This is a genomic window from Pengzhenrongella sicca, from assembly GCF_017569225.1.
In the GTDB taxonomy this organism is placed as follows: domain Bacteria; phylum Actinomycetota; class Actinomycetes; order Actinomycetales; family Cellulomonadaceae; genus Pengzhenrongella; species Pengzhenrongella sicca.
Window position 1 is genome coordinate 4,066,191 of the sequence record NZ_CP071868.1, and the last position, 26,450, is coordinate 4,092,640.

Here is a 26,450-nt window from a genome sequence, read left to right on the forward strand (position 1 = left end):
GTTAAGCACTCAACCGGTGTTCGGCCCAGTGCTTGCCCAACCAGTCGACCTGTTCGTCCTGCAGCCTCGACTTCAAAGGTTCGTCGTGCAGCCGCGCGTACTGGGGATACATAGCGAGTCCGGGCGCGACGTCGATGCGAAGCCTCGACGGCTGGACCGCGAGCAACCCGTCGTCGAAGAGCCGATGGATGTCCCGTCGCAGCATGAGGCCACCGTGCTTGAAGTGCGTGCCCAGCTGGGCGTAGCTATACAGGTGGCCAGCCTCCAGGACGCGCACCGGCGCGCGCCCCGTGAATGCGCACACGCTGCCCTGCGACGCCAGCAACTGTTCACGAAACTGCTGTTGCCCTCTACGGACCCGAACGAGCGCGTGACTGAACCCTTGAGGTGCCTCGACAAGCACGCCGAACTCTGATTGCCAATTGACGTCGATGCGCGCAGACACCCGATCGAGCGCGTGACCTGCATCCCTTGCAATGAGCGCCGCGCCGAAGGCGACCCAGTCCAGCGGGCGCATCGCGTTGATGTCGCCGGCGTTGACCGCGAGGGACCGAATCTCGCCCCCGGTGAAGAATCCGTCCAGCGGAGTCCACGCCGCGTCGTACCTCGCCCTGTAGCGGAGCACTTCCACGACATCGGGGCTTGGGGTAGCGAACTCGGCGCGGCACTTCATGCACCGGTATCGCGGCTCGCTCTTCTTGCGGTCGCTGATTCGCGTGGTGTTGCACGAAGGGCAGCGACTGAGCAGCTTAAGGCCGAGCGTTGCTTTGATCTCCTCGATGACGGAAACGCCAAGGAGTCGCTCCTTGTCCCAGAGCGCGATTGGATCGCCGACGGCAAGATTCTTGTGGTTCGGGACGTTGCTGTCCCAGGAGTAGTACGCGTCGAACTGATCGTCGTATCCGGAGTTCCCGCCGTGGCCGCGATTGTCGCCCGCTGCCATGAGCAGCCAGGCTCGCTGTGGGATGCCGCCTTCCATGTGCCACAGCTTGGCACGGCGATTCAACGTTCTGTGCAACATCGCCGATCGGTAGCTGCAGGTGACGGGCCCTTTTCGCGGTGTCGCGCGGGTGGCTCAGTGGGCGCTCCCCCGCGTGTACTGTCCGGAGCGTGACGGAGCTTGAGCCTGGACTCTACGAGTCGCTCGTCACGAGCGCGCTCCGGGCGCAGCTCGACCTGTTGCCCGCGACGCTTGTCCCGCGCGATCGCCGCCTGAGCAGCGCCGATGCGGCGGACCGGATCGCCTGGCACGTCAGCAAGCAGGTCGAGCGGGCGCTGTTGGACGTCAGCGACGACGACCGGGTCGACGTCGCGCTTCGGGTGGCGCAGGCGCTCCTCGATCGGCTGGGGGAGGTCGCCGAGTCCGACGGGAGCGCGCGGCTCGTCGCGCCCGCGTCTGTGCTTCACGCGATCCTGCGTCGCCGTCCAGACGGTGAGCCCGAAGAGGTCGACGCTCCGGTGATCCCACTGCTGGACACGACATTGCTGACCAACGCACCGGGGGAGCCGACCCTCTGGAGCCAGTTGCGGTCCGAGATCGCCTCGGCGACGTCGATCGACGTCATCATGGCGTTCATCAGGCGAAGCGGAATCGCGCCGCTGCTCGACGCGCTCCGCGCACACTGCGCGAACGGCCGACCACTGCGGATCCTGACGACGACGTACACGGACTCCACCGAGCGTGAGGCGCTCGACCAGCTCGCCGCGCTCGGGGCGGACGTCCGGGTCTCCTACGACCTCGGATCGACCCGTCTGCATGCCAAGGCCTGGGTCTTCACTAGGCGGCCGTTCTCGACCGCCTACGTCGGCTCGTCGAACCTGACTCGAAGCGCCACGGTGACCGGACTGGAGTGGAACGTCAGGCTCTCTGCCGCCCGCAATCCCGACGTGCTCGCCAAGTTCGAGGCGGTCTTCGAGAGCTACTGGTCGGGCGGCGACTTCGTGCCGTACAGCGCGGAGCAGTTCGCGGCGGAACAGCAGCGGGCCGGTCGAACGGACACGGGGCCGCGGATCATGCTGAGCCCCCTTGAGGTTCGCCCCCATCCATTCCAGTCCCGTCTCCTCGAACTCATCGAGGTCTCTCGGCGAGCGGGCCACCATCGCAATTTGCTCGTCGCCGCGACCGGGACTGGCAAGACCGTCATGGCTGCCCTCGACTATGCGGCGCTTCGCGGTCAGCTCGACAGATCCCGGCTGCTCTTCATCGCGCACCGCGAGGAGATCCTGGATCAGAGCCTGGCGACCTTTCGCCACACGCTCCGCGAGACCCAGTTCGGCGAGAAGTGGGTGGGCCAGTCCCGGCCACGGGAGTTCGAGCACGTCTTCGCCTCGATCCAGAGCCTCACCGCGAACGGCCTTGCCGCGCTCGACCCCGAACACTTCGACGTGGTGATCGTCGACGAGTTCCACCACGCCGCCGCGTCCTCGTACGAACGCGTGCTCAACGGCTTGCGCCCCAAGGAGTTGCTCGGCCTCACGGCCACCCCGGAGCGAAGCGACGGCCTCCCGATCCTGCACTGGTTCGACGACCGCATCGCCGCCGAGCTGCGGCTCTGGGATGCCATCGACCAACAGCATCTCGCGCCCTTCGTGTACTTCGGCGTTCACGATGGCGTCGACCTCCGCGCGATTCCCTGGCGCCGCGGCCAGGGCTATGACATCGATGGGCTGACGAGCCTTTACACCAGCTCCGACGCGTGGGCCCGGACGGTCGTCAAGCAGGTCGCCGAGCACGCGGACCCGAGCTCGATGCGGGGCCTAGGATTCTGCGTCAGCATCAAGCACGCCCAGTTCATGGCCGAGCACTTCAACCGGCACGGCATCCCCGCGGTCGCGATCTGGGGAGACAGTCCCCGGCACGAACGCGAGACCGCGCTTCGAGACCTTGCCGCCGGACGAACGCGCATGCTCTTCTCCGTTGACCTGTTCAATGAGGGTGTCGATGTGCCGGACGTCGACACGATCCTCATGCTTCGACCCACCGAGAGCCCCACGCTCTTCCTGCAGCAACTCGGCCGAGGCCTGCGCAAGACGCGCACGAAGGGTGCCTGCACGGTCCTCGACTTCGTCGGCACCCACCGCGCGGAGTTCCGATTCGACCGGCGCTATCGCGCGCTTCTCGGTGGCTCTCGCCGCGATGTGGAACGCGCCGTCACGGCCGGATTCCCCTTCCTGCCTGCGGGCTGTTACATGCATCTCGATCGCCAGGCGTCCGACATCATCCTGCGCAGCCTGCGCGAGGCACTCCCGTCGCGGTGGCCGGCGAAGGTCGAGGAGCTCCGGTCGCTTCGTAGGGACGGCACGGACCGCTCCCTCTCCCAGTTCCTTGCGGAGTCCGGGCTCGACCTCGCGGACGTCTACGACGGCAACCGCTCGTGGTCGGACCTTCGCGCAGCGGCTGGCGCCCCCTGTCTGCCGGGCGGACCCCACGAGGGGTCGCTTCGCCGAGCGATCGGTCGCCTCCTCCACGTCGACGACCACACGCGTACCTCGGCCTACCAGCGGTTCGCGTCCCAGGCCAGCGCCCCAGTGGTCGCCGCCCTCACGGAACCGGACCGGCGGCTGCTGCACATGCTGATTGCCGGGATCGCCGACCAGGCCGTCTCCAAGCAGACCTCGCTGCAGGACGCCGTCGACCTCGTGTGGGCGCACCCACAGGTCCTCGCGGAGATCTCCGAACTGTCGGCGGTGCTCGACACCGGGATCGATCACGTCCACACGCCGCTGCCGAGACATCCGGACAACCCGCTCCAGATCCACGCCCGGTACTCGCGGATCGAGATCCTCACGGCCCTCGGCCTCGTCGGCGGCGCGAAAGCGTTCGCCTGGCAGAGCGGAGTCCTCGAGGCCAAGGCGGCCGACGCCGAGCTCCTCGCCTTCACCCTGGACAAGAGCAGCGGCGGGTTCTCGCCGACGACGCGATACCGGGACTACGCGATCAGCCGCTCCCTCATCCATTGGGAGAGCCAGTCGAGCACCCGAGCGGACGGACCAACGGGTCTCCGCTACCGGAACCACGAAGGCGCGGGACGGTCGATCCTGCTCTTCGCCCGCCTGACGTCTGACGACCGGGCCTTCTGGTTTCTCGGCCCCGCAACGTACCGGGGGCACGTCGGCGAGCGGCCCATGGCGATCACGTGGGAACTGCACACGCCGCTCCCGGGCGATCTTTACCAGGCGTTCGGCGCCGCGGTCGCTTAACCCACCGGTCAATCGGGCTCTGACACAAACGCTCTGAACGCCGAGTGTGCCTCCCCCGGCGCCTGCAGACAGCTAGGCATCCGGCGTCCGCGCGCTGATCGGCGCGGCACGGCCGGCCCGACCAGTACGATCCGCGCGACGTGATCGTCCGGCCCCGCAGCGCAAGGAGCACCCCCACGTGGAGCACAACTCGCGACGTCGCCGACGCGCCACCCTCGCCGCCGCGGTGCTCGCCGGCGCGCTGGCGCTCGTCGGGTGCGGCGCGACCGGCGACCCGGACGGGCCGGACTCGCCCGCGCCGATCGAGCCGACAGCCTCCGCCGCGGCGAGCGGCCCGTTCGCCGTCGGGGACTGCTGGCAGGAGGACGACTACGTCGCCGCCAGCGGCTGGCTGACGTGGGAAGGCGGCGAGCCGGTCGATTGCGGGGCCGGCCACAACTCGATCACCGTCGCGGCGCCGTCGCTCGACGCCGACTTCGAGTATCCGGTCGACGCCGCCCGCGAGCTGACGGAGCCGACCCGCGAGGCGGCCGCCGTCGTCGGCCGCGCGTGTCACGAGCTGGCCCTCGACGTGCTGCCCGACGGCGCACCCGAGGCAAGCATGGTGAACGTCATGTGGTACCTGCCAACGGCCGAGCAGTGGGCAGCGGGGCAGCGGCAGGTCCGCTGCGACGTGACCCTGAACGCCTTCGGCGAGGCCCAGAGCGCGCAGGAGATGCAGCCGCTACCCCCCACGCTGGCCGACCTCGCGGCCGCGCTGCGAGCGGACCCGCTGGCGTTCGAGGCCTGCGCCCTCACCGCCGACGGCGTCGCGACCGGCCCGTACACCGCACCGGCGACGACCACGTTCGTCCGGTGCGACGAGCCGCACACATGGCGCTGGCTCGACCGCACCGAGCTGACGGCACCCGCCGACGCCCCGTACCCCGGCGACGCCCCCATCGAGGACGAGTCCGCGCAGGCCTGCCTGAGCGCGGGCGTCGACGAGAACGGCGCCTGGTGGATGTACTGGCCCGACGCCGCGACCTGGGCGGCCGGCGACCGCTCGATCGACTGCTGGATCGGCAGCGAGGCCATCTCGACCTAGTCCGGCGTCATCCCTGTACTGCGTGCGCGGTACGGCGGGTGGGTCTACGGGTGGATGACAGCCGCGCGGCGCCACCGCAGGCTGGGTGCGTTCACCACTCGCACCCGCCCCGGAGGCCCACAGCATGGACGGTCTGCTTGAGTTCGCGCTCGCGAGCGCTGCGCACCCGTGGGTCTACCCGGTCGTGTTCGCCTGGGTCGTGATCGACGCGTTCTTCCCCCCGATCCCGAGCGACGTCGTCGTCGTCGGGCTCGCCGCCCTGTCCATCTCGGCGGGGGTGCCCAACACGTGGGGCATCGCGATCGTCGCGGCGCTCGGCGCGATCGTCGGCGACAACATCGCCTACGAGCTCGGCCGCCGGCTCGGCGTCGAGCGTTGGCGCTGGCTGCGGGGCCGGGCGGCGCAGCGCGCGATCGCGTCCGCGCGCACGAGCCTCCTGCGCCGCCCCGTCGTGCTGATGCTGACCGCCCGCTACGTCCCGATCGGCCGCGTCGCGGTCACCATGGTCGCCGGTGCGATCGGGTTCCCCCGCCGCCGCTTCGTGCCGCTGACCGTCCTGGCCGGGCTGACCTGGTCCGCGTACATGGTGGGCGTCGGCGTCCTCGCCGGCACGTGGGCCCAGGACCACCCGGTGCTCAGCCTCGTCGTCGCCATCGCGTTCGCGATCGCGTTCGGCGTGCTCGCCGACCGGCTCGTCGCGCGCTTCCAGGCTCGCCGCGACCTCGCCACCGTCGTCGTCGGGGCCGCGCCGTTGCCGGAGTCGGAGTTGGAACCGACGGCGGCGCTCGACCGCGACCTCACCCCGGCTCGGGCGTGCTCTCCTCGGTAGCGACGACCTGATCAGACGCGGTCAGGTCGGCGCGATCGGTCGCTGAGGACTCGCGGTCCGTCTTGGCGTCCGCGCGGTCGAGGGCGGCGGCCCGCCGTGCACGCTGGGCCGCGCCGAACTGGGCGTTCGCCGAGACGAAGCCCTCGCGGCTCGCGGAGAGCTCGCGCGCGTCGGCGACGTCGTCCCGGGCGTCGGCCTCGTCGTCGCGCTCCTCGGCATCGTGCACGATCGCCTGGGCGGCGTCGTCGCGTTCGGCGCGGACGACGTCGCGCGCGTCGGCGAGGGCCTCCCGCGCGTCGAGCGACGCCCCTCGCGCGTTGGCCAGGTTCTCGCGCGCGTCGGCCTCGCGTTCGTCCGCGACCCTCTCGCTGCCTCCGTGCGCACTCGCACGCTCCCGCTCACGCCGATTCATGGCTGCCTCCCGCCGTCGACCTCCTCCATGCTACGGGCGGCGCCTGCCGCAATCGCTGGTGCCCATTTCCGGGCCGTCGCGCTACACTTCTGGCGATTGCATGGGAGCGCTCCCATGCAACCGAGCCAGGCCACCGACGACCAGACCACACCCGCAGAACGCGCGGCACCCGCAAGGCAGCGGGTCGCCCGGCCCACCGCGGGAGCAGCCGAGAGAACCGAGAGGTGCTTCATGCGTTACGGCCACTTCGATGATGACGCGCGCGAGTACGTCATTACGACGCCCCACACCCCGTACCCATGGATCAACTACCTGGGGTCCGAGCAGTTCTTCTCGCTCGTGTCCCACCAGTCGGGCGGCTACTCCTTCTACCGCGACGCGAAGATGCGGCGCCTAACCCGCTACCGCTACAACAACATCCCGGCCGACGCCGGCGGCCGGTACTTCTACGTCAACGACGGCGGCGACGTCTGGACGCCGTCGTGGCTGCCGGTCAAGGCGGACCTCGACCACTTCGAGTGCCGCCACGGGCTCGGATACTCGAAGATCACCGGCGAACGCGGCGGGCTGCGCGTCGAGACGCTGCTGTTCGTCCCCCTCGGCGAGAACGCCGAGGTGCAGAAGGTCACGCTGACCAACACCTCCGACGCGCCGAAGACCGTCACGCTGTTCTCGTTCGTCGAGTTCTGCCTGTGGAACGCCCAGGACGACCAGACGAACTACCAGCGCAACCTCTCGATCGGCGAGGTCGAGGTCGAGCCGTTCAACGGCACGAGCAGCGCGATTTACCACAAGACCGAGTATCGCGAGCGCCGCAACCACTACGCCGTCTACGGCGTCAACGCCGAGGCCGCGGGCTTCGACACCGACCGGGACACGTTCGTCGGCGCGTACAACTCCCTCGGCGAGGCGGCGGTGCCGTTCGCCGGCGCGTCCGCGAACTCGGTCGCGAGCGGCTGGTACCCGATCGGGTCGCACAGCCTCGTGATCACGCTCGAGCCGGGCGAGTCCACGAGCTACACGTTCGTGCTCGGGTACCTCGAGAACCCGGTCGAGCAGAAGTGGGCGCCGGCCGATGAGGCCGCGGGCATCGCGGCGATGCAGACGGTCAACAAGACCGGCGCGCACGAGCTTCTCGCGCGGTTCGCCACCGAAGAGCAGACGGACGCGGCCTTCGACGCCCTCGTCGCGTACTGGACCGAGCTGCTGTCGGGGTACTCCGTCACGAGCGGCGACGACAAGCTCGACCGGATGGTCAACATCTGGAACCAGTACCAGTGCGTCGTCACGTTCAACATGTCGCGGTCGGCGTCGTTCTTCGAGACCGGGATCGGCCGCGGGATGGGCTTCCGCGACTCGAACCAGGACCTCCTCGGCTTCGTGCACCTCATGCCCGAGCGGGCGCGCGAGCGCATCCTCGACATCGCCGCCACGCAGTTCCCCGACGGCTCCGCGTACCACCAGTACCAGCCGCTGACCAAGCGCGGCAACGACGACATCGGCTCGGGCTTCAACGACGATCCGCTGTGGCTCATCCTCGGCGTGGCCGCCTACATCAAGGAGACCGGCGACGTCGGGATCCTCGACGAGCAGGTGCCGTTCGACAACGACGAGTCGCTCGCCGAGTCGCTCTTCGAGCACCTGACCCGGTCGTTCACCTTCACGGTCAACAACCTCGGCCCGCACGGCCTGCCCCTGATCGGGCGCGCCGACTGGAACGACTGCCTCAACCTCAACTGCTTCTCGACCGAGCCCGGCGAGTCGTTCCAGACCACCGAGAACCAGTCCGGCGGCGTCGCCGAGTCGGTCTTCATCGCGGCGATGTTCGTGCACATCGGCCCGGAGTACGCCGAGCTCGCCGAGCGGCGCGGCCTGGCCGACGTCGCGGCGTCGGCCCGGGCGTCGATCGCGCAGGTGCGTGCGGCGACCCTCGAGCACGGCTGGGACGGCGAGTGGTTCCTGCGCGCGTACGACTTCTACGGCAACAAGGTCGGCACGGACGACAAGCCCGAGGGCAAGATCTGGATCGAGCCGCAGGGCTTCGCCGTCATGGCGGGCATCGGCACAGAGATCCCCGCCGACGGCGGTCGTTCCGTCGCCGTCCGCGCCCTCGACTCGGTCAACGAGCTGCTCGCGACCGACCACGGCATGGTGCTCCAGTACCCCGCGTACACGAGCTACCAGATCGAGCTCGGCGAGGTCTCGACCTACCCGCCGGGGTACAAGGAGAACGGCGGGATCTTCTGCCACAACAACCCGTGGGTGATCATCGGCGAGACCGTCGTCGGCAACGGCGCGCGCGCGTTCGACTACTACAAGCGCATCGCCCCCGCGTACCGCGAGGACATCAGCGAGGTGCACAAGCTCGAGCCGTACGTGTACGCGCAGATGATCGCGGGCAAGGAGGCCGTGCGCCACGGCGAGGCGAAGAACTCCTGGCTCACGGGCACCGCGGCGTGGAACTTCGTCGCGGTCAGCCAGCACCTCCTGGGGGTGCGGACCGACTACGACGGCCTCGTCGTCGACCCGTGCATCGGCCCGGACGTCCCGGAGTTCACGGTGCGCCGGCGCGCTCGCGGCGCGACGTACGTGATCCACGTGGTCAACGCCGGCGGCAAGGGCGCGCGGCTGAGCGTCGACGGCGTCGCGATCGAGGGCAACACGATCGCCTACGCCCCGGCCGGGCAGACCGTCGCGGTCGAGGTGATCGTCGGCACCGCTTGAGCGCGGCGCCGCCTGAGCGCGGCGCCGTCTGAGCGCGGCGCCGTCTGACAGGGTGGGCGCATGCGCACCCATGTGGCCCTCCTGCGCGGCGTCAACGTGGGCGGGCACGGCAAGCTGGCGATGCCCGAGCTGCGCGAGATCGCGGTCTCGCTCGGGTTCCGGAACGTCGCCACGTACATCCAGAGCGGCAACCTGGTGTTCGCGAGCTCCGAGACGTCGGCGCGACGGCTGGCCGCCCGGCTCGAGGAGGCGGTCGCCGAGCGCACGACGGCGAGTCCCGGCGTCGTCGTGCTGGCCCGCGCCGAGCTCGCGCAGGTGGTGGCGGGCAACCCCTACCCGGGCGAGGCCGACCCCAAGCACGTGCACGTCACGTTCCACAGCGAGGTGATCGGCCCGGACGGCGCCGCCGCCGGCCTCGCGGCAGCCGATCGGGCGCGCGAGCTCGGCAGCCGGGACGAGCTCGCCGTGGTCGGCAGCTGCCTGTACCTGCACACCCCGGACGGGCTGGGGCGGAGCGTGCTGGCCGCGCAGCTCGCGCGTCCGCAGGTCGGCCGGGCGATGGGCCAGCTGGGCACCGCGCGCAACTGGTCCACTGTGCTGGCACTGCTCGCCCTCCTCGACGAGTGACCCGCGGCGCGCCCGTCGGGCTACAGCAGGACGTCGACGGTCGAGTCCGAGGCCTCCGCCAGAGCGAGCTGCGCGAGCAACACCGACGCCCGGTCCGCCGCGATCTCGTCGGCGGTGGCGTCCGATCGTTGGTCGGTCGCGAGCTGCTTCTCCTCGCGCGTGAGCTGAGCCTGCGCGAGGGTCTTGGCGGCCTCCGCGGCGGAGGTGGAAGCGGAGCTGACGGAGCTGACGGCATCGATCGACATGGGTGTCTCCTCTGGGGGTTCCGGGCGCCGTGGACCGGCGCCGACGAGCAACGTGCGTCCGGTTCACGCGGTGGCGTCGAGGAGCAGGCCGTCTTCGACGGCGCCCGCGAGGTCGTTCACATCCAGGCCGGCACCCGAGATCAGGTCGGCGAGGCTCGTGCCGCTGCGCAGCTGCGCCAGGAGCTCGGACGGCTCGACCTCGATCAGCTCGCTCAACGCATCGATCGTGTCCTGCTGCGTCGCGGTCATCGAGTCCCCCAGCACGCCGGAGGAGTTGGCCGGCGGCGGGCCGCCGCCGGGGCCGCCGAGCCCGGTCTGGTCGACCATGCTGCCGATCATCGCCTCGACGTTGTCGAGGGCCTGCATGTCGGCGGGTGCGTCCGCGACGAGCGCGGAGATCAGGTCGTCTCGCGACACGCCCTGCTCCTGCGCGAGGTCGGCAAGGCTTGAACCGCCCGCGAGCGCCTCGGTGATCTCGTCCGTCGAGAGGCCGAGCACCTCGGCCGCCGCGGAGATGTGCCCCGGCGCCTCCGGCACGGCGGGCCGTGCCGTCGCGGGGGTCGGCGTCGTACGCGCCGTGCTGGCGGTGCTGGCCGCGCTCGTCGTGCTGAGCGCACTGACCTGCAGCTGCGAGTAGGCGGAGCTGATGCTGGCGATGGTCATCGCTGTCCTTCCGGTGACGCGCGGGGGCGCAGCGGACCGGCGGTTCGATCCACGCCCTGCTCATCGGTCGGACCCAGCGCTTGCGCAGCGAAATCCCGACTTTGACAGCGGATTGACAGGTGGGTCCCAGACACGCCGCCGATCCTGTGAATCCGCAGGTGGGCGCGCTGCCCGGGCCCGGCCACCCGGCCGGGCCCGCGGGTCAGCGCAGCGCGGGCGCCGGGGTGGGGTCGGGCGCGGGGATCTCCACCGCGATCTCCGTGCCGAGCGTCGCCCCGATCAGGCCCAGCTCGTCGCCGCTCCAGAACCGGCCCGGGTCGAACCAGCTCGACTTCCGGTCGCTGGCGAGCAGCCCCATGGCCTCGAACGTGATCGCCACGATCTCGGCGCAGTAGACGGTCTCGAGCTGCGCGTCGCGGTCGGGCCCGATCTTTGGGGCGCGGCCGCGCAGCCAGCGGCCGGCCAGCGCGGCCGTGGAGGGGAACGGGGTGCCGTCGAGGCGGGCGACGGTGCGCAGCACCGCGTCCTCCATCTCGCGCGTGATGGGGGCGTCGAGCTGGCGCAGCCACGCCTGCTGGCCGTAGCGGTTGCCCCAGACCGTCACCGCGTCGCGCAGGTCGTGGAGCTGGGCGCCGCGCTGGTGGCTGCCCGACCACTGGTCACGCAGCGACCGGCCGAGCTCGGCGTGCCACATCAGCGGCGGCAGGTCGTCGATCACGACCGCCATCCCGACGTGGTTCACCGGGCTGTTCGTCGTCAGCTGGATCGCCCGGTCCGCGATCGTGTGGCCGCGGAACAGCCACAGGTCACCCGTCCGCGTCGCGGTCAGAGCCTCGTTCAGGTCGATCCGGTCCGCGAGCACCTCTGTAGCCTAGGCGGATGAAGTGGTGGAAGGTCCTCGGAGTGGCCGCGTTCGCAGGTGTCGCAGCAGGTGGCGTGCTGATTGCGAAGGACGAGCGTCGCCGCGACGCCTACACGCCCGACGAGATCCGGGCCCGGCTGCACGCGCGGCTGACCGCGGGCGCCGACGACGCCGGGCCGGCCGCGCCGAGCGACTCCTAGCCGCCGCACAGGATCCGCACACCCCGGCCACACGCGCGGGGGCTTTGCTGGGGCCATGCCCTCCTCACACCCCGCCTCGCCCCGCGTTCCCCGCCGCTGGCTCCGCACGAGCGCCCTCGCGCTCGGCGCCACGCTCGCCTTCGGGGGCCTGACCGCGTGCGCGGCGTCGGACGGCTCGACCGAGGGGTCCTCGTCGTCGTCCTCGACGTCGGCGACCAGCGCGCTGTTCGACAGCTCGGCCGTGCACACGATCGCCGTGACGTTCGACGACGCGGAGTACGACGCGATGATCGCGGCGTACCTCGCCGACGGCACGAAGGGGTGGATCACCGCCACCGTGACGATCGACGGCGAGGAGTTCACGGAGGTCGGGCTGCGCCTGAAGGGCAACTCGTCGCTGCAGGGCCTGACCACGGAGCAGGCCGAGGACCCCGCCGCGCTGCCGTGGCTCGTGCGCCTCGACAAGTTCGTGGACGGCCAGGCGTACGACGGCGCGACGTCGTTCGTGGTGCGCTCCAACACCACCGAGACCGCGCTCAACGAGGCCGTGGCGCTCGAGCTGCTCGAGCTCAGCGGGCTCGCCTCCGAGCAGGCGACCGCGTCCCGGTTCAGCGTCAACGGCGGGGAGGAGGCCCTGCGTCTGGTCATCGAGAACCCCGACGAGGCGTGGGAGGAGTCGACGTTCGGCACGGCGGGGCTGCTCTACAAGGCCGAGTCCGGCGGCGACTACACCTACCGGGGCGACGACCCGGCGGCGTACGAGGACGTCTTCGACCAGGAGACCGGCGAGGAGGACCTGACGCCGCTCATCGAGTTCCTCGCCTTCCTCGACAGCGCCGACGATGCGACGTTCACCGCGGAGCTGTCGGACTACCTCGACGTCGACGCGTTCGCGACGTACCTCGCCGCGCAGGAGCTCGTCGACAACTTCGACGACATCTCGGGCCCCGGGAACAACTCCTACCTGCGCTACGACACCGAGAGCGGCCTGTTCACCGTCGTCGCGTGGGACCAGAACCTGTCGTTCGGGACGATGAACATGGGCGGCGGCGCAGGCGGAGCGGCGCCCGGTGGCGACGGGGCGGCGGCCGGCGGCGCCCGGCCCGAGCTCCCGGCGGACGGGGAGCTGCCCAGCGGCATGCCCACCGACATGCCGACTGACATGCCTACCGACATGCCCACCGACATGCCCTCGGACATGGCGGGCGGGATGGACGGCTCGATGGGCGGGAACGTCCTGGCCGAACGATTCATGGCGGACGAGACGTTCGCGGCGCTGTACGAGACCACGCTCGCCGACCTCACCGAGACCCTCTACACGAGCGGGACGGCCGCCGAGGTGCTCGAGACGTGGACCGATGTGCTCACCGACGGCGCGAGCGACCTGGTCAGCGCGGAGACCATCGACACCGAGGCCGCGGCCATCGCCGAGTACTTCGACTGAGCGGCACCCCGCAGACCCAGACCCCCGCAGACCCAGCGGCGCCGCAGCCTCAGCGGCGCCGCACGAGCGCGGCCGTCACGCCGGCGATGAGGATGAGGGACATGACAATCAGCACCATTCGGTCATAGTGTCTGAAACACACATTTAACACCACAGGACCACACAAACCTGCCAGCATGGTCACAGAACCTGCACAGCCAGTGGCCGCGTAGCCCCGCCCCACCTCGACCCGCACGGGAGGTCTGCCCCGGACGCAGAAGCGAGCCTCGGCCCACTCACCGAGGCCGGACCCTCCCTGGAGGTTCGACTGTGAGCGAACAAGTCCTGCTCACGGGTAGCGACGGTCGGCCAACCCCCGGCCCGCATCCCGCCCTCACCAGCTGGCTCGTCGGCTTTCACGGCACGATCCACGCCCTCGACCCCGACGTCGACGGCCGGGTGTCGCTCCGCTCGCTCGCCCTCGCGCACAAGTCCCTCGGGACGCAGCGGCTGTCCGTCCTGACGGACCTCGGGTCGGTGCGCGGCACGCGCCTCGCGCCCCGCGCGATCGACGGCTCGCGGCACGTCGGCGCGTCCGCGTCCGACAGCGACCAGCCAGCGCCCGACCACTGGGACGAGTCCGAGCCGCTCGCCGCCTACCTGGACCGCCGGCTGCTCGAGGCCCGCGTGCTCTACCTGCCGAACCGGAGCCGGGTGTACCACCTGCTCAAGCGGGTCCTCGACCTCGTGTGCTCGATCGTCCTGCTCGTGCTCGCGTCTCCGGTCATCCTCATCCTCGCCGTGTGGATCCGGCTCGACTCGCCCGGCCCGGCCATCTTCCGCCAGCAGCGCGTGACGCTCGGCGGCCAGCAGTTCACGTTCTACAAGTTCCGCACGATGTGGGTGGACGCCCCCGAGCGCTTCCCGGAGCTCTACGACTACCGGAGCACGGGCTCGCGCGGCGAGGTCTTCTACAAGCTCGAGGACGACCCCCGGAACACCCGCGTCGGCCGCTGGCTGCGGCGCACGACGCTCGACGAGCTGCCGAACCTGGTGAACGTGCTGCGCGGCGACATGACGCTCGTCGGGCCGCGGCCGGAGCTGCCGCAGCTCCTCGCGCACTACCGCCCCGAGGACCTCGCCCTGTTCTTCACGCGCGCCGGGCTCACCGGCCTCGCGCAGGTCGCCGGGCGCAGCCTGCTCACGGTCCGCGAGCGCATCACCCTCGACCTGCGCTACGTCGCCCAGCAGACCCTGGTCCTGGACCTGCGCATCCTCACGCGGACCGTCCTCGTGGTGCTGCTCGGCCGAGGCGCGTTCTGATGCGCCGCGCGCCGGCGGGCGCCCGGTCTGGCACCGGCCACGGCACCGGCACGAGCACCCGCTCCAGCACGACCGACGTCGACGTCGTGATCGTCGGCTACCGCTCGCGCGAGCTGCTCGGGCGGTGCCTCGACGCCCTGACGGCGGCCGCGCCGGGGCTTACGATCAGCCGGACCGTCGCGGACAACCACTCGACGGACGGGACGCTCGAGGCGGTCGCGGCGCGCGACGACGGGTCCCGGGCGTTCGACATGGGCTGGAACAGCGGGTTCGCGCGCGCCAACAACCGGGCGATCGCACTCGGCGACGGCCGGTACGTGCTGGTCCTCAACCCGGACACCGTCGTCCGACCGGGCGCGCTCACGGAGCTCGTGCGGTTCGCCGACGCCGAGCCGACCGCCGGCGTCGTCGCCCCCCGGCTGCTGAACGCCGACGGCACGGCCCAACGCACCGCGCGGGCGTTCCCGACGCCCGCCGCGGCCGTCTTCGGCCGCCGCTCGCCGCTGACCCGCTGGTTCCCGAGCAACCGGTTCTCCCGCGCGTTCCTGCTCGAGGGCGAGCACGCGGCGGACGCCCCCTTCGCCGTCGACTGGGTCTCGGGCGCCGCGATGCTCGTGCCCCGCGCGGTGATCGCCGAGGTCGGCGGGTTCGACGAGGACTACTTCCTGTTCTGGGAGGACGCGGACTGGTGCCGGCGCATCCGGTCAGCCGGGTACGGCGTCTGGTGCGTGCCGACGGCGGTCGTCGTCCACGACGAGGGCGGCTCGCGCGGGCACGGCTGGAGCGCCCGGTCAATCGTCCGGTTCCACCGCGGCGCGTACCTCTACTGGCGCAAGCACCATGCCCGGCACCCGCTCAACCCCGCCCGCTGGGCCGGCGCCGTGGTGCTCACGGCCCGCGCCGTCACCCTCATCCTGTTCCACCAGTTCGCCAGGAGGTCGCTCTGATGGGTTCCGTCACCTCCGTGCTGGGTCGCCACTGGCGACTCGTCACCGTCGCGGCGATCGGGGCGATCCTCGCCTTCGCCGGCTCGTACCTCGTCGAGACGACGTACTCGTCCTCGACCCGCGTGCTCATCCGGGGTCGCGATGCGACGTTCCTGACGAGCACCGGGCAGGACCTGTCCGGGCAGCCCGGGGTTGTCGACTCGACCCTGGCGCAGTCGCTGGCGTCCACCTACGCCGGCATCGCCACGAGCCGCAGCGTCGCCGAGGCCGTCGTCGCCGACCTCAAGCTCGACGACCAGCCGCCGAAGACGGGCGTGCTGGCGTCCGCCGCGAAGGCCCTCGCCTGGGTCTACCGGTGCGGGCGGGCGTTCGTCACGTCCGGCTTCTGCGCGCGCGTGGACGAGCACGAGAAGGCGGTGCTCGGCGTGCAGGAGGGCACCGCGGTCGAGCCGCTCGGCGCCAACGCCGGGTCGAGCGCCGGGACGACGGGCTCGTACGTGCTCGAGGTGCGCGCCTCGGGCAGCACGTCGACGCAGGCGCAGGCGGTGACCGATGCCGTAGCCGACGAGCTGATCCGGGCGAGTGCCGAGCGGTTCCAGGCCGACTCGGCGGAGAACATCGCAAGCCTGCAGGGGCTCGTCGCCAGCGCCGAGGCCGACGTCGCGACCCGCTCGGGCGCGCTCGCCGCCTTCCAGACGCAGCACGGCATCCTCGCGGCCGACGGCCGCCAGACGCTGTCAGCCACCACGAACGAGGCCGTCCGCTCGGACCTGATCCAGGCGCAGGCGCAGGAGGCCGACCTGCGCGCGCAGCTCGCCTCGATCGACCGGGCGCTCAGCACGACACCGAAGAACCAGACCTCCTCGCAGCGCATCACCACCGGGCGGTCAACGACCGAGCTGGCCGGCGAGGACACGAACGCCGTCTACACCGACCTCCAGATCCAGCAGCGCACGCTCCAGGCCCAGCTGCAGGGCCAGTCCGCGCGGGTCGCCCAGCTCCAGGCGACGCTCGACGGCGCGGGGACCCTGGCCGACAACGCCGTCGCCGGCGAGCTCGCGGACCTGGAGAACGCTGTGTCGCTCGCCGAGCAGAACCTCGCGGCCGTGACCACGACGCTGCAGGACGCGCAGGTGACGCAGGCACAGGGCCCGGTGGACCTCACGCGCCTCGACCAGGCGGGCGCCCCCGCCTACCCGTCGGAGCCCAAGCGATACATCTACCTCGCGCTCGGGCTGCTGATCGGCGGCCTCGCCGGCGCCGGGCTCACCGCGCAGGCCCGCCGGCGCGAGCCCGGCGTCGCCCCGGACGAGGACGACGACGAGGCGGCAGGCGCGCGGCCCCGCGGCGGGAGCGGCGAGGGCGAGGCGAGCGACGCCGAGCTCGAGTCGAGCATCTTCGGCGGATCCCTGCAGCCGACCAACGGTCGCCGCGCGCTGCACAGCGACCCGCCGGGGCGAACCTGATGACCGCGGAGGCGACCGGGCAGGTCCGCGGCGCGACGATCAGCGTCGCCGCGCAGCTCGCCGCGAAGGTCGCGCACCTCGCGCTCAACGTCGTCTCGACGCTGGCGATCGTCCGCTACCTCGCGCCGGCCGAGTACGGCACCTACGTCCTCGTCCTGACCGTGACGACGCTCGCGGGGGTGATCGCGGACTTCGGGCTGCCGAAGCTCGCCGTGCGCGAGGTGGTGCGCCCGGGCGAGGACGAGGGCGCCGTCGTCGGCACGATCATCGCGATCCGGCTCGCCCTCGCGGTCGTCGCGGTGCTCGCGTGCCAGGGGGTGATCGCGCTGTTCGGCGGCTCGGCGCAGGCGCACCTGGCGGCGGCGGTCGCGTCGCTCGTGATCGTCGCCGACGCGGTGCTGGGCGTCGTGGTCGTCGCGTTCCAGGTCCGGCTCGCCCAGCACCTCGAGGCCGGGATCCGGGTGCTCGCGGAGGGGCTCGAGACCGCGCTGATCCTCGCGCTCGTCGCGCGCGGCGCGAGCCTGCCGGCACTGTTCGTGCCGCCGGTCGTCGGGGTCGTCGTCGGGGTCGTCGCGGCGGCGGCGCTCACGCGGCGCCGGTATGCGCTGCGTCCCCGCGTGGTTGCCGCGCGCGTGCGCCCGCTCCTGCGCGAGGCGCTGCCGCTCGGCCCGGCGCTGCTCGTGGGCGTGCTCTACCTCAAGCTCGACTCGTTCGTGGTCGCCGCCATGCGGCCGCCGCAGGACCTCGGGCTGTACGGCGCCGCCTACCAGCCGATCGAGTACCTGTTCCTGGCGACGGCCGTGATCATCAACGTGCTCTTCCCGCTGCTCGCGCGGGCCTGGGCCGGGCACCGGCCCGAGTCGTTCCACACGATCTACGGCCGCGGCACCGAGCTGCTCGTGATCGTCACGGCGTTCGTCCCGGTGACCGTGATCTTCCTGGCCCCCGCGCTGGTCGAGACCGCGTTCGGGCCGGCGTACGCGGGCGCGGCGGCCCCGCTGGCCGTCCTGTCGGTGGCCCTGGTCGTGATGACCGTGAACGCCTGGCAGTCGCTCGTGCTGCTGGCCGGCGGCTACCAGCGCGTCGTGCTGCGCTACAACCTCGTCGCCCTCGCCATCGCGGTCGTGAGCTGCACCGCGGCCGTCCGGGTCGCGGGCGTCGTAGGCGCGGCCGCCTCCGCGCTCGGCACCGGCGTCCTCGTCCTGGCGTTCTCGACCCGCGCGGTGCGGCGGCGGATGCAGGCGAGCCTCGACGCCGGCCGGATCGGCCGGATCACGACCGCCGCCGCGGCGACCGCGGCCGTCGTCGCGGCGCTCAGCGCGGCGGGCGCCCCGTGGCTGCTCATCGCGATCGGCGCGGCGGTGCCCTACGCCGCGATCCTCGGCGCGTTCGGGTTCCACCGCACGATCCCGGCGGCCTTCGCATGAGCGCCCCGACGGTGTCGGTGGTCCTGCCGACCTACAACCGCGCCGACGTCGTGGCCACGACGATCGAGCGCCTGCTCGCGCAGGACTACCCCCACCACCTGCTCGAGGTGCTCGTCGCGGACAACTCGAGCGACGACACCCCGGCGCGCGTCCGCGCCCTCGCCGCGGCCGCCGACCTCCCGGTCACGCTCGTGTCGAGCCAGGAGCGGCTGCCGGCGGTCAAGCGAAACCAAGCGCTGCGCGCGGCGACCGGGGACCTGATGATCTTCATGAACGACGACGTGTGGGTGCGCCCCGACTTCATCCGCGAGCACGTCGCCGCGCACGCCCGCCACGCCGGCCCCGTCGCCGTCGTCGGCCTCGTGGAGCAGTCGGCCCTCATGCCGTCGGACCCGTTCATCGAGTGGTACCAGCCGTTCGCGTACGCGCAGATCGCCGACCGCGCGGGGCGGGAGGTCACCTACCGCCACCACTGGTCCATGAACCTCTCGCTGCCGCGGCGGGTGATGCTGGAGCGCAACCTCGTCTTCCACGAGGACTGGGCGGAGATCGGGCACGAGGACGTCGAGCTCGGGTACCGCTGGTCGAAGGCCGGCTACCCAATCGTGTACGAGCCGCGCGCCTGGGGCGAGCACTTCCACCCGCACGGCCTCGACAGCGCGTGCCGGCTCCAGGAGTCGATCGGGCGGGGGCTGCGCGACCTCGAGGTGCTCATCCCGGAGCCCGACCTGCTGGCCCGGTACGGCGTGCCCACCCGGTCCGCGCCGCCGACGACGCGGGTCCGGACCGCGGCGCGCGTCGCGCTGTTCAACTCCGTCACGGTGCCCGTGGTCCAGCGCCGGCTCGCGGCGCTCGACCGGCGCAGCCGGCTCGCGGAGTGGACGTACTGGAAGGTGCTCCTGCACTACACGCGGCGCGGGTACCGGAGCGCGCCGGCCCGCACCCCCACGCCCACCCCGACCTGGTCGCCGGCGGGTGAGCCATGACCGGCCCCGTCGCCCGGACCGGGGTCCCGACCGCCGGCCGGCCGGCCGGGGCGCTCGCCCGGGCACTCGGCTGGGCGCTGGTCGTCGCCGTCGCCGCGATGGCGCTCGCGCCGCTCGGCGTCGCGGCGGTGTACGCGATCGGCGGGGCCATCGCGGTGGGGCTGCTCGGCTACGCCCTGCGGGCCGAGCTGCTCGCGCCGCTCGCGGCGGGGTTCCGGCGCCTGGCCCCGACCCTCGCCGCGAGCCCCGGCCGCGCGCCCGGGGCGGGTGCGGTCCTCGCCGCGGGCGCCGCGGCCGCCGCCGTGGCGTGGGCCGCGGCGACCCAGGGCGGGTACGCGGCGCTCGCCCTGCCCGCCCTGCTCCTGCTCGCCGTCGCGGTCGCGATGTGCTGGCCGCTCCTGGTCGACCTGTTCGCCGGGCCGGCGGAGCCCCGCGCCGCCTCCCGGCCCGGCCCGAGCGGGGCGACCGCGGCGACAGCGGCGACCGCGACCGGGGCGGGCCCGACCGCGGCAGGCGCGGCGGGCGCGGCGGCGGGCGGGCCGGTCGGCCCGGTCGGCGTGCTCGTGGTCGGCGCGGCCGGCGCGGGCGTCGCGTGGGGCGCGGCGACGCTGGGCCTGAAGGGACTCATCGCCGGCCTGGGTCTGGTGGTCGCGACGGCGCTGCTCACCTTCGTGCGCGACCGGTCGGTGTTCTTCACCTTCGCGACCGTCTGCTCGCTGACGTTCGTGCTGCACAAGTCGATCGGCCCGCAGGACCTCGAGCTGTCGTCCGGCGCGATCTCGGTGTACGTCACGACGTTCGACCTGCTGCTCGTGCTCCTGTACGGGCTCTGGATCCGCGAGGGCACGTTCCGCGCGGACGTCACGGCGGCGCTGCGCGAGCCGATCCTGTGGTTCCCCCTCGTCGGGGCGCTCCTGTACCTGCCGAGCCTGCTCACGGCACCCACCCCGCTGCTCGCGGTCGCCGAGCTCGTGCGGATGGCCTGGATGTACCTGCTCTACGTCTACGTCGCGGTCCGGGTCCGAACCCGCCGGCACCTCTGGGCGATCCTCGGCGGCCTCGTCGTGTTCGTCGCCGTCGAGCTCGTGGTGGTCATCCTGCAGTGGCGCACGGGTGGCGTGCTCGGGCTCTCGTTCCTCGGGGTGCCGACGGAGCTCGGCGACCGCGTGACCGACGACGGCGTGCTCGGGCGCCCGTTCGGGACGATCATCCACCCGGTCTTCCTCGCCGCGTCGCTCGGGGCGATCGCGATGGTGGCGCTCGCCTTCGCGGTCGGGCTCCCGCGGTCGCTGACGAAGCTGACCGCGATCGGCGTCGTGCTCGCGTGCCTCGGGTGCATGTGGATCTCGGACACCCGCGCGGCGGTCGTGGCCGCCGCCCTGGCGGGCGCCGTCGTCGTCGGCGCGGGTCTGGCGCGTGGCCAGCTGCACTGGCGGACCCTCGGGCGGATCGCGCTGGGGCTCGCCGCGCTCTCGCTCGTCTTCCTCCCGCAACTCATCGACCGGTTCGGGCGGAGCTTTCAGTCAGGGCACTTCTTCACCGAGGTCGAGTCGCGGCTCGAGCTCAACGACATCGCGGTGCGGATCATCGAGGACCACCCCGTGCTCGGGGTCGGGCTGAACAACTTCGAGGTCGTGCTCCCCGCGTACGAGGCCCGCCCCGTCATCTTCTTCGGCCACCCCGTGCACAACCTCTACCTGCTCGTGCTCGCCGAGACCGGGCTCGTCGGCTTCCTCGGGCTGCTCGTCGTGGGCGTCGGGCTGTACGACGTCGCGATCCGGCTCGCGCGCAGCCGGGACCTGCTGCTCGGGTGCCTGGGCACCGGCGTCGCCGCGGCGATGGGCTTCCTCATGGTCGAGGAGCTGCTCGGCTTCTCGCTGCGCCAGGACATCCCGCTCGCGCTGTACTGGCTGCTCGCCGGGCTCGCCGTCGCGGGCACCCGGATGTCGGGCCGGCCTTGGCCCGCGCTGCACCGGCCCGTCCGCGAGCGCCCGGCGTCCGGAGCGACGCCCGACGCCGGGGCCGACCGCGGGTCGCCGTCAGGGCGCCGGTCGCGCCAGCGCGCGGCGGCGCTGGTCGCGGCTGCCGGGCTCGCGCTGACGCCCTGGGGCGCCCCGACCCCGGCAGACGCGACGCCCTCGGCCGCGACGACGACGACGACACCAGCAGCGACGACGACGGCGGGCGCGGCCACCGGGCTGCTCTTCAGCGCCATCGAGCGCTCGACCGGGATCCAGGGGATCTACACCGCCGCAGCGGACGGCAGCGACGTGCGCCGGATCACGCCCGCCGACGGCCGGTTCTACAGCTGGCCCCGGTGGGCGTTCGGCAACACGCGCATCGTCTACACCGTCCGCTCGGGCGCCGCGGGCTCCCCGGAGGCGATCGCCCTGATGGAGCCGGACGGCTCCAACGCGCAGGTCCTGCAGGAGTTCGACTTCCGGGTCGCCCAGCCGGCGATCGACCCGTCCGGGCGGTGGGCCGTGTTCACCGCGACGGCGCCCTGGTTCCCCGAGGTCGCCCTGTTCCGCCTCGACCTCGAGACGGGCGAGAGCACCAACCTCACGGCGCAGACCGTCGCGTACGGCGGCTTCGACTCCGACCCGAGCCTCGCCCCGGCCGCGGCGGGCGAGGCAGGCGCGGCCGACGGCATCCTGTTCGTCTGGCACGCCGGCACGGAGGGTTCGGCGGTCGCCGAGATGGCGACCGACGGGACCGACCGGCGCCGGCTCACCTCGGACGCGTGGTTCAACACCGACCCCACCGCGTCGCCCGACGGCACGCAGGTGGTCATCGCCTCGTACCGCGGTGCCGGCGCCCCGTCGCTCGACTTCGGCGACGTCTCGGCGGTGCACCCGGGCGACTGGCGGGTGGTCGTGCGGCCCCGGTCGGGCGGCGCCGAGACCGTCCTGACCGGCGGGGCCGACTGCACGACGCGGCTCGCCGCCGACCCGTGCGGGGTCGAGGAGATGTCGGGCTTCGTCCCGCGCTTCACCCCGGACGGCACCGCCGTCACCTTCAACGGCGCGACCGACGGGGAGCACACCTGCATCTGCGCCATCGACCTCGACGGCTCCGATCCCCGCGCGATCATCTCGAGCGCCGAGCTCGCGATCGACTGGTACGACTGGCCGCAGGCCGCCGGCGCCTCGACGTCGACCGAGCACGTGCGGACCGCGACCCCCGCGGCGGACCTGCTGCTCGTCGCGGCGGATGCGGCCGGCACGCGGACGCTGCTGCGCGCGTCGGCCGACCTGATGCACCGGCAGGAGATCCCGCTGCCGGCTGGGCTCGAGCCGCTCGAGGCACGCTGGGCCCCGGACCGGCGCACGATCGTGTTCACCGCCGAGGTCCCGCTCGTCGCGGCCGCCGAGCCGCATCCGGCCGCACCCGCGGGGCAGTCCCGCCGCGCCCACGTGACCCTCACCGACCTCGACGCGATGTCGGCCGCGCTGCGGCAGGCGAGCGTCGCCGAGCTCGACCCCGGCCTCGCCGCGCGCCAGGTGTTCCTGCGCGACGCGGACGGGAACGTCCGCCAGCTCACCGACCCCTGGACCGAGGACTGGCGCGACGGGCTCGCCGACGGCGACGCGCGCGCGAACACCCAGCCGGTGCTGACGCCGGACGGGACGGCCGTCATCGTGACGAACACGTCCACCACGACGGGCGAGTCGTTCCTGCTCCGCATCGACCTCGCGACGGGCGAGGTCCTCAACCTCACCAACGGCAGCGCCGGTGCGATGCCGACGGACGACGCCGAGGCCGCCGTCTCCCCCGCGGGCGACCGGGTCGCGTTCTCCTGGACGCAGGGCGACCTGCGCGGGGTGTACGTCCTCGACGCCGCGACCGGGACACAGGTCGCGGCGATGACGGCGGACGAGCAGCCGACGAGCGCGCCCGCCTGGTCGCCCGACGGCCGGTCGCTCGTGTACGTCAGCGAGCAGCCCTCCGGGCCGGCGGTCGCCTGGGCGGCCCTCGGCGCGGACCTCACGACGGGACCGGCCGCGCTCGTCGGCGCCGGCCCGGCCTGGCCCCGCCGCCCCGTGGTCGCGCCTGGCGGCGACCACGTCGTGTTCCTCGCCGCCGCCGGCGCCGTGCTCGGGCTGTACGCGGCCCCGCTCGTGGCCGGCTCGACCGCCCGAGCCGTGCAGCCCGACCCGCTGCACTCCGTCATCGACGTGGACTGGAGGTGAGGCCGATGAGCGACCCCGACGTGACGACCGTCGTCGTCAACTGGAACACCGTGGGCCTCCTCGACGAGTGCCTGGCCAGCATCCTGGCGGCCACGCCGCCGGGGGTGGCCAACGACGTCGTCGTCGTCGACAACGGGTCGACCGACGGCTCGCTCGAGCACCTCGCCGCCGCGTGGCCGCACGTGCGCGTGCTCGCCAACCCGGAGAACGTGGGCTTCTGCCGCGCGAACAACCGCGCCATCCGGGCGACGCGGTCGCCGTACCTCCTGCTGGTCAACACCGATGCCCGGCTGCCCGTGGGGGGCATCGACGCGCTGCTGCGGTACTTCGAGGAGGACGACCGGGCCGCCGTCGTCGGCCCGCGGCTGGTCTACGGCGACGGCGCGTTCCAGCGCTGGACCGCGGGGCGGCTCCCGGCGGCGGGCTCGATGGCCGTGTACCTGTTCGGGCTCGACCGGGTCGGCCCGCGCGCGCTCCGCCGGCGCGGGCTGTACCTCGGCGCCGACACGCGCCAGCCGTTCCGGCCGGCCTGGGTCTCGAGCGCCGTCATGGCCGTCCGGCGCGCGGCGCTCGACGAGATCGGCCTGCTGGACGAGCGGATCTTCGTCTACATGGACGACGTCGACCTGTGCGCGCGCGCCGGGGCGGCCGGCTGGCACGTCTGGTACGCCGCCGACGTCACGGCGACGCACTTCATGGGCTCGTCCTCGCGGCGGGCGACCGGCAGGGCCTCCCCCGAGGCGCTGCGCGCGCTCAACCGGTGGTACGTCCGCCGGCACGGCCGGGCGGCCGGGCTGGCCCTGCGCGCCACCGAGCTCGCCGGCTTCACCGCGCGGGCCGTCCTGCACGGCGTCGCCGCGCTCGGCGGCCGGCCCGGTTCGCGGTCGCAGGCCGCGGCCCACGCCACCCACCTACGCCTGGCCCTGGAGCGGATCGATGCCTGACCCCGACGCCCTGCCGCCCGCACCCGACGCGCACCACCACCACGACCACGCCGGCGGCGGCCCCCTGACCCTCGCCCAGCGCCACGCCCACGAGGCGCAGACGTACGACCACATGGCCGCGGAGCTGCTCGCCGCCTGGTCCGACGCCGACTACGTGGTCGATCCGCGCCGCATCCCGTTCGCGAACCGCGAGCACGTCGACTTCCTGACCGACGCCGTCGCCCGCCTCGGGCCGCTCGACGGGCGCCGGGTACTCGAGGTCGGCGCCGGCGGCGGCTCGCTCGCCGTCTGGCTCGCGCAGCAGGGTGCCGAGGTGGTCGGGATCGACGTCTCGCCCGGCATCCTCGACGTCGCGCGGCGCCGGGCCGCGCTCAACGGCGTCGCCGACCGCGTGCGCTTCGTCCGGGCACCGATCGAGGGCTTCGACCCGCGGGCGGCCGGCCTGGCCGTCGAGGAGTTCGACGCGATCATCGGCAACAACGTCGTGCACCACTTCGACCGCGCACTCGCGCTCCGCTCGATCGGGGAGCTCCTGGCCCCCGGCGGCGTCGCGGTGTTCTGCGAGCCGGTGCTCTTCCTGCCCGAGTGGACCCGCCGCGCACGCAACTCGCGGCTCGTCACCCGACGCTTCCCCCTGCACACCCACAGCCCGGACGAGCGCTCGCTCGACGGGCACGACCTCGACGTGATGCGGCGCTGGTTCGGGCGGGTCGAGTGGACCCCGTACCAGGTCCTGTGCCGCCTGCAGAACTTCGTCGAGCTCTCCGACGGCGCGTGGCACCGGCTCGAGTCCGTCGACCGCGCCCTGCTCCGCCGCCTGCCGGCGGCCCGCCACGTCTGCCGCCTGGCAGTCATCACCCTCGCCGACCCACGGATCGCCGAACCCCTGAACGCCGATTCCCTGAACGGAGACGAAGCATGAGAATCCTCGTCACCGGCGCTGCCGGCATGCTCGGCAGCGCCCTCGTCCCCACGCTCGCCGCCGTCGGCCACGACGTGGTCGCGACCGACATCGCATTGGAGAGCCCCGAGCCGTGGGGGCCGGGCCAGCCGGGCATCACGCACCTCGACGTGCGCGACCGGCAGGAGGTCCGGCACGTGTTCGCCGCGGTCGAGCCCGACGCCGTCCTGCACCTCGCCGCCGAGACCTCGCTCGAGGCCAGCGACGCCGACCCCGACCACGCCTACCTGACCAACGTGATCGGGACCAAGTACGTCGCGCTGCAGGCGCGCTCGGCCGGCATCCCGATGACCTACATCAGCACCGCCGGCATCTTCGACGGGGAGAAGGAGACGGCGTACACGGAGTTTGACACGCCGAACCCGCTCAACACCTACGGCGCCTCGAAGTACGAGGGCGAGCTCATCGTCGCCCGGACCGTCGAGCAGCACTTCATCATCCGGGCCGGCTGGATGGTCGGCGGCGGCGCGGCGAAGGACCACAAGTTCGTCTCCCGGATCGTCGACCAGATCCGGGACGGCGCGCGGACCGTGCACGCCGTCACCGACAAGTTCGGGACGCCCACCTACGCGCCGGACTTCTCGCGCTGCCTCCTCGGGCTGTTCGAGTCGGGCGTCTTCGGGCTCTACCACATGGCCTGCGGCGGCGCGGGCACCCGGTACGACGTCACCGCCCGCATCCTCGAGGTGCTCGGCCGCACCGACATCGAGCTCGTGCCCGTCACCAGCGAGTTCTTCGCGGCGGAGTTCCCCTCCGTCCGGCCCCGCTCCGAGATCATGCGCAACATGGTGCTCGACCTCCAGGGCATGAACACGATGCGCCCGTGGCGGGTCGCGGTCGGGGAGTACCTGCTGACCGAGTTCCCCGCCCTGCGCGCGAGCGACCGCATCCCCGCCTAGATCACCGCGGCGTCGTCCATCCCCGCGACAAC

At 72.6% G+C, this 26,450-nt stretch carries 21 protein-coding genes; 16 read left to right on the forward strand and 5 right to left on the reverse strand.

What is annotated here, in order from left to right; genetic code table 11:
• Position 1 precedes the first annotated feature (1 nt).
• Positions 2 to 979, reverse strand: a complete 978-nt coding sequence (locus tag J4E96_RS18670) for an HNH endonuclease signature motif containing protein (protein ID WP_227423524.1) — start codon at positions 977 to 979, stop codon at positions 2 to 4.
• Positions 980 to 1,110: 131 nt separating this feature from the next.
• Between J4E96_RS18670 and J4E96_RS18675 the strand changes: the two genes are divergently transcribed.
• The 3 genes from J4E96_RS18675 to J4E96_RS18685 all read left to right on the forward strand — a co-directional run bounded on the left by J4E96_RS18675 (position 1,111) and on the right by J4E96_RS18685 (position 6,116).
• A complete protein-coding gene (locus tag J4E96_RS18675) occupies positions 1,111 to 4,200 on the forward strand; it encodes a DUF3427 domain-containing protein (RefSeq protein ID WP_227423525.1) in 3,090 nt (1,029 codons plus the stop codon).
• A gap of 178 nt (positions 4,201 to 4,378) precedes the next feature.
• Positions 4,379 to 5,287: a septum formation family protein gene (locus J4E96_RS18680; protein ID WP_227423526.1), complete on the forward strand. Its 909-nt coding sequence runs from the start codon at positions 4,379 to 4,381 to the stop codon at positions 5,285 to 5,287.
• Between the two features lie 124 nt (positions 5,288 to 5,411).
• Positions 5,412 to 6,116 carry a DedA family protein gene (locus tag J4E96_RS18685; protein ID WP_227423527.1) on the forward strand — a complete coding sequence of 235 codons (705 nt, stop codon included), beginning with the start codon at positions 5,412 to 5,414 and terminating at the stop codon, positions 6,114 to 6,116.
• On the opposite strand, the gene J4E96_RS18690 is transcribed toward J4E96_RS18685, so the two are convergent.
• Positions 6,085 to 6,528, reverse strand: coding sequence for a hypothetical protein (locus J4E96_RS18690; RefSeq protein ID WP_227423528.1), 444 nt, complete (start codon positions 6,526 to 6,528; stop codon positions 6,085 to 6,087). The two genes, J4E96_RS18685 and J4E96_RS18690, sit on opposite strands and share 32 nt — an antisense overlap.
• 231 nt (positions 6,529 to 6,759) lie before the next feature.
• On the opposite strand from J4E96_RS18690, the gene J4E96_RS18695 reads away from it, so the two are divergent.
• Positions 6,760 to 9,252: a GH36-type glycosyl hydrolase domain-containing protein gene (locus tag J4E96_RS18695; RefSeq protein ID WP_227423529.1), complete on the forward strand. Its 2,493-nt coding sequence runs from the start codon at positions 6,760 to 6,762 to the stop codon at positions 9,250 to 9,252.
• Positions 9,253 to 9,312: 60 nt separating this feature from the next.
• Positions 9,313 to 9,879, forward strand: coding sequence for a DUF1697 domain-containing protein (locus J4E96_RS18700; protein ID WP_227423530.1), 567 nt, complete (start codon positions 9,313 to 9,315; stop codon positions 9,877 to 9,879).
• Positions 9,880 to 9,899: 20 nt separating this feature from the next.
• Here the strand turns inward: J4E96_RS18700 and J4E96_RS18705 are convergent, their stop codons facing one another.
• From J4E96_RS18705 to J4E96_RS18715, 3 genes are all read right to left on the reverse strand, one after another.
• Positions 9,900 to 10,124 carry a hypothetical protein gene (locus J4E96_RS18705; RefSeq protein ID WP_227423531.1) on the reverse strand — a complete coding sequence of 75 codons (225 nt, stop codon included), beginning with the start codon at positions 10,122 to 10,124 and terminating at the stop codon, positions 9,900 to 9,902.
• A gap of 63 nt (positions 10,125 to 10,187) precedes the next feature.
• Entirely contained in the window at positions 10,188 to 10,787 is a 600-nt protein-coding gene (locus J4E96_RS18710) for a hypothetical protein (RefSeq protein WP_227423532.1), read from the reverse strand.
• A gap of 202 nt (positions 10,788 to 10,989) precedes the next feature.
• Positions 10,990 to 11,649: a hypothetical protein gene (locus tag J4E96_RS18715; RefSeq protein ID WP_227423533.1), complete on the reverse strand. Its 660-nt coding sequence runs from the start codon at positions 11,647 to 11,649 to the stop codon at positions 10,990 to 10,992.
• Positions 11,650 to 11,666: 17 nt separating this feature from the next.
• Here J4E96_RS18715 and J4E96_RS18720 point away from each other — a divergent pair, with 17 nt between their 5' ends.
• The 11 genes from J4E96_RS18720 (at position 11,667) to J4E96_RS18770 (ending at position 26,418) form a co-directional block, all read left to right on the forward strand.
• On the forward strand, positions 11,667 to 11,849 hold the full coding sequence (locus J4E96_RS18720; RefSeq protein ID WP_227423534.1) for a hypothetical protein: 183 nt from the start codon (positions 11,667 to 11,669) through the stop codon (positions 11,847 to 11,849).
• 55 nt (positions 11,850 to 11,904) lie between these two features.
• On the forward strand, positions 11,905 to 13,293 hold the full coding sequence (locus J4E96_RS18725; RefSeq protein ID WP_227423535.1) for a CotH kinase family protein: 1,389 nt from the start codon (positions 11,905 to 11,907) through the stop codon (positions 13,291 to 13,293).
• A 309-nt stretch (positions 13,294 to 13,602) separates the two neighbouring features.
• Positions 13,603 to 14,595, forward strand: coding sequence for a sugar transferase (locus J4E96_RS18730; RefSeq protein ID WP_227423536.1), 993 nt, complete (start codon positions 13,603 to 13,605; stop codon positions 14,593 to 14,595).
• Entirely contained in the window at positions 14,595 to 15,542 is a 948-nt protein-coding gene (locus J4E96_RS18735; protein WP_227423537.1) for a glycosyltransferase family 2 protein, read from the forward strand. The genes J4E96_RS18730 and J4E96_RS18735 overlap by 1 nt, the downstream gene beginning before the upstream one ends.
• Positions 15,542 to 17,008, forward strand: a complete 1,467-nt coding sequence (locus tag J4E96_RS18740) for a GumC family protein (protein WP_227423538.1) — start codon at positions 15,542 to 15,544, stop codon at positions 17,006 to 17,008. The genes J4E96_RS18735 and J4E96_RS18740 overlap by 1 nt, the downstream gene beginning before the upstream one ends.
• Positions 17,008 to 18,435: an oligosaccharide flippase family protein gene (locus tag J4E96_RS18745; protein ID WP_227423539.1), complete on the forward strand. Its 1,428-nt coding sequence runs from the start codon at positions 17,008 to 17,010 to the stop codon at positions 18,433 to 18,435. Before J4E96_RS18740 ends, J4E96_RS18745 begins: the two co-directional genes overlap by 1 nt.
• The gene (locus J4E96_RS18750; protein ID WP_227423540.1) at positions 18,432 to 19,421 is read left to right on the forward strand and encodes a glycosyltransferase family 2 protein; all 990 of its coding nucleotides are present in this window, start codon (positions 18,432 to 18,434) and stop codon (positions 19,419 to 19,421) included. Before J4E96_RS18745 ends, J4E96_RS18750 begins: the two co-directional genes overlap by 4 nt.
• Entirely contained in the window at positions 19,418 to 23,614 is a 4,197-nt protein-coding gene (locus tag J4E96_RS18755) for an O-antigen ligase family protein (protein WP_227423541.1), read from the forward strand. The genes J4E96_RS18750 and J4E96_RS18755 overlap by 4 nt, the downstream gene beginning before the upstream one ends.
• 5 nt (positions 23,615 to 23,619) lie before the next feature.
• Entirely contained in the window at positions 23,620 to 24,558 is a 939-nt protein-coding gene (locus tag J4E96_RS18760; protein ID WP_227423542.1) for a glycosyltransferase family 2 protein, read from the forward strand.
• Positions 24,551 to 25,480 carry a class I SAM-dependent methyltransferase gene (locus J4E96_RS18765; protein WP_227423543.1) on the forward strand — a complete coding sequence of 310 codons (930 nt, stop codon included), beginning with the start codon at positions 24,551 to 24,553 and terminating at the stop codon, positions 25,478 to 25,480. The genes J4E96_RS18760 and J4E96_RS18765 overlap by 8 nt, the downstream gene beginning before the upstream one ends.
• Complete coding sequence (locus J4E96_RS18770; protein ID WP_227423544.1) at positions 25,477 to 26,418, forward strand: SDR family oxidoreductase; 942 nt, start codon at positions 25,477 to 25,479, stop codon at positions 26,416 to 26,418. The genes J4E96_RS18765 and J4E96_RS18770 overlap by 4 nt, the downstream gene beginning before the upstream one ends.
• The last annotated feature ends 32 nt before the right edge of the window (positions 26,419 to 26,450 follow it).